General features: G+C 39.3%; 4 protein-coding genes and 1 pseudogene. 4 read left to right on the top strand and 1 reads right to left on the bottom strand.

Annotated features, from left to right (window positions below):
* The 3 genes from ACESK1_RS01765 to nadD all read left to right on the top strand — a co-directional run.
* The coding region (locus ACESK1_RS01765) for an endoribonuclease YicC domain-containing protein (RefSeq protein ID WP_372917323.1) at positions 1–114 on the top strand (114 nt) is incomplete at its 5' end.
* A complete protein-coding gene (gene gmk / locus ACESK1_RS01760; protein WP_372917297.1) occupies positions 115–708 on the top strand; it encodes a guanylate kinase in 594 nt (197 codons plus the stop codon).
* Complete coding sequence (gene nadD / locus ACESK1_RS01755; RefSeq protein WP_372917295.1) at positions 701–1,285, top strand: nicotinate (nicotinamide) nucleotide adenylyltransferase; 585 nt, start codon at positions 701–703, stop codon at positions 1,283–1,285. The genes gmk and nadD overlap by 8 nt, the downstream gene beginning before the upstream one ends.
* A gap of 220 nt (positions 1,286–1,505) precedes the next feature.
* On the opposite strand, the gene lysM is transcribed toward nadD, so the two are convergent.
* The gene (gene lysM / locus ACESK1_RS01750; RefSeq protein WP_372917293.1) at positions 1,506–2,009 is read right to left on the bottom strand and encodes a peptidoglycan-binding protein LysM; all 504 of its coding nucleotides are present in this window, start codon (positions 2,007–2,009) and stop codon (positions 1,506–1,508) included.
* 347 nt (positions 2,010–2,356) lie between these two features.
* On the opposite strand from lysM, the pseudogene ACESK1_RS01745 reads away from it, so the two are divergent.
* Positions 2,357–2,748, top strand: a pseudogene (locus tag ACESK1_RS01745) (glycerol-3-phosphate dehydrogenase); the annotation flags it as partial.

Below are 2,748 nucleotides of genomic sequence, written 5' to 3'. Positions count from 1 at the left end.
CGCGAGATCAATACTATTGGCAGTAAATCAAATTACGCTCCAATGCAGCAATTGGTGGTGCAGATGAAGGATGAGCTGGAAAAAATAAAGGAACAACTTTTAAACGTACTCTAAATGAGCGATGGTAAACTTATCGTGTTTTCGGCGCCTTCCGGCTCGGGAAAGACTACGATAGTCCAACATTTATTAAAGCAGAAGGAACTTAACCTGGAATTCTCCATATCGGCGACATCCCGTGAGCCACGAGGCGAGGAGGTAGACGGAAAGCATTACTACTTCCTTTCTATCGAAGATTTCAAGAAAAAGATAAAAAACGATGAATTCCTGGAGTGGGAAGAGGTTTACCGCGATAATTTCTACGGGACCTTGAAAGCCGAAGTAGAAAGAATCTGGGCAAAGGGAAAGAATGTGATTTTTGATATTGATGTGGTAGGAGGCCTGGATATAAAAAATATCTATCCTGAGAAGACCCTTGCAGTTTTTGTAAAGCCGCCAAGTATAGAAGAATTAAAAATTCGACTTAAAAAGCGCAAGACCGAGACTGATGATAAAATAAATATGCGGGTGGCAAAAGCTTCGATAGAGCTTGCAACGGCACCTCAATTTGATTTTATTATTGAGAATCACCATTTAGGAACGGCACTAAAAGAAGCCTATGAACTGGTAGCCACTTATGTGAACGCGAAAAAGCCCGGGGAAAATGAATAAAAAGGTAGGCCTGTTCTTTGGCACTTTTAATCCGGTTCATATAGGCCACCTGATAATCGCCAACCATATGGCCGAATTTTCAGATCTGGATGAAGTCTGGCTGGTAGTTACCCCTCACAATCCGTTCAAGAAAAAAAGCAATTTACTGGAAAATCATCATCGTCTTGAAATGGTTTATAAGGCCTGCGAAGGCTACGAAAATTTAAAGCCCAGTGATATCGAATTTGGTTTACCTCAGCCCAATTACACCGTCACCACCCTGGCCCATCTTCAGGAGAAATATCCTACCAACGAATTTTGCCCAATTATGGGAGAAGACAACCTGAAAAGCTTTCATAAGTGGAAGAATTACGAGGTAATCCTGGAAAATCACCAGATCTATATTTACCCTAGAATTGCCACAGGGAAGCCGCAGGAACAGTTTTTAGACCATCCAAAAATAACACGAGTTGCCGCCCCTGTGATGGAAATTTCTTCAACTTTTATAAGGCAGGCGATAAAAGAAGAAAAAAATATAAAACCTATGTTGCCAGCGGCAGTTTGGGATTATATCAAATTGATGAATTTTTACAAGTAAGCTTAAATTTCCGAAGTTTCACATTTCCGCGAAAGATTCAAAAACAAAAATCCCTCCACTGAGAAGGGATTTATTTATAGAAATAAAGACTGTTTAAGAATCTTTTTTGGTCGTTCAGTTTAGCTGATTGAACCTACTTTTTTCATCGTGGAACTACAAGCTGTAGGACGTCGTCTGCCCTCAATGTAACCGCCTCAAAACTTTTAAACAGTCTTAACTTTTATTTCTTTTCCAGGTGCGGTACTCTAAGTACCTGCCCAGGATATATTTTATCAGGATCTTTAAGCATTGGTTTATTAGCCTCAAAGATCACAGGGTACTTCATAGCATCACCGTAATGTTCCTTGGCTATCTTGCTTAAAGTGTCTCCCCGCTCAACGGTGTGAAATTTCGCTTCCGGCTCCGTCTTATCTACCGTCATCCTATCATCTACTTTCGCAATACCTTCTGAATTTCCAACTACCAGTATCACTTTCTCTTTCGTGCTCTGGTCTTCGGCTTTTCCGGTAACCGTTGCAACATCATCGTCGATATTTATATTTAAATTATCTACTTCCAACTTGAGATCCCTAAGGGTGGTTTCCAACCTTTGAGCAGCTTTCGCGTTTTCACGTTCAGCTTTTTCGCGCGTATTTTCAGTTTTTTCAGTTGGCTTTTCAGCTTCTTTTTTATCACGGCCAAAGATCTTTTCTCCGGCATCTTTTATAAATGAAAATACTCCCATTTTATTTGATTTTTTAGTTTATAGTAAATTACAAAAGCAATTGCATTCTTATACCTAAAGCCATCCTAAAATTTTGTTAGAGTTCAAATCAAAAAACGCCGAAAGACCTCAAGATCTAACAGCGTTTTTCAAACTAAATAACCAACCAAAAAACTAAGAAAATCTATTCTTCTCCCTTTTGGAATTAAAGAACAAACAAATAACGGACTGCCTTTCAGAAAGATTGCTTGAAGTCATCATTTTAACATGTTAAAGTTTAAGTAGGTAGCTCCCGTCGGCTGTAGTCCTAATCTGTGGTGTTTCGATATCATTTTATTTTGTTTATTTTTGAATCAGAAAATCTAACTATGGAAAAATCTCCTTCTTTTGCCGTCATTGGCGGAGGCAGCTGGGCGACTGCAATTGTAAAAATGCTGAGTGAAAATGTTGATACCATCCACTGGTATATGCGAAGCACTTATGCCATTGAGCATCTGAAGAAACAGGAACACAATCCTAATTATTTAAGCTCGGTAGAATTTGATATCAACCAGCTCGATCTTAGTTCTGATATAAACAAAACCGTGGAAGCGGCAGATTATCTCATCTTTGCCATCCCTTCGGTTTTTCTTAAAAGGGAGCTAGACAGTCTGAAAGTTTCTCTTGAAGGCAAGGTGATCTTTTCCGCAATTAAAGGAATTGTTCCTGAAACAAGTCTGATTGTGGGGGAACATTTTGAGCAGTACCATAACGTTCATCC

Origin of the sequence: Salegentibacter sp., assembly GCF_041642575.1 — a bacterium.
Taxonomy (GTDB): Bacteria; Bacteroidota; Bacteroidia; order Flavobacteriales; family Flavobacteriaceae; genus Salegentibacter.
Note: the sequence above shows the minus strand (reverse complement) of the source record. Positions and strands in the feature narration are given on the sequence as shown.

What these genes read in the sequence shown, in the direction of transcription:
- lysM (WP_372917293.1), bottom strand. Translation starts at nt 2,009, where the DNA reads ATGGGAGTATTTTCATTTATAAAAGATGCCGGAGAAAAGATCTTTGGC.
- nadD (WP_372917295.1), top strand. Translation starts at nt 701, where the DNA reads ATGAATAAAAAGGTAGGCCTGTTCTTTGGCACTTTTAATCCGGTTCAT.
- gmk (WP_372917297.1), top strand. Translation starts at nt 115, where the DNA reads ATGAGCGATGGTAAACTTATCGTGTTTTCGGCGCCTTCCGGCTCGGGA.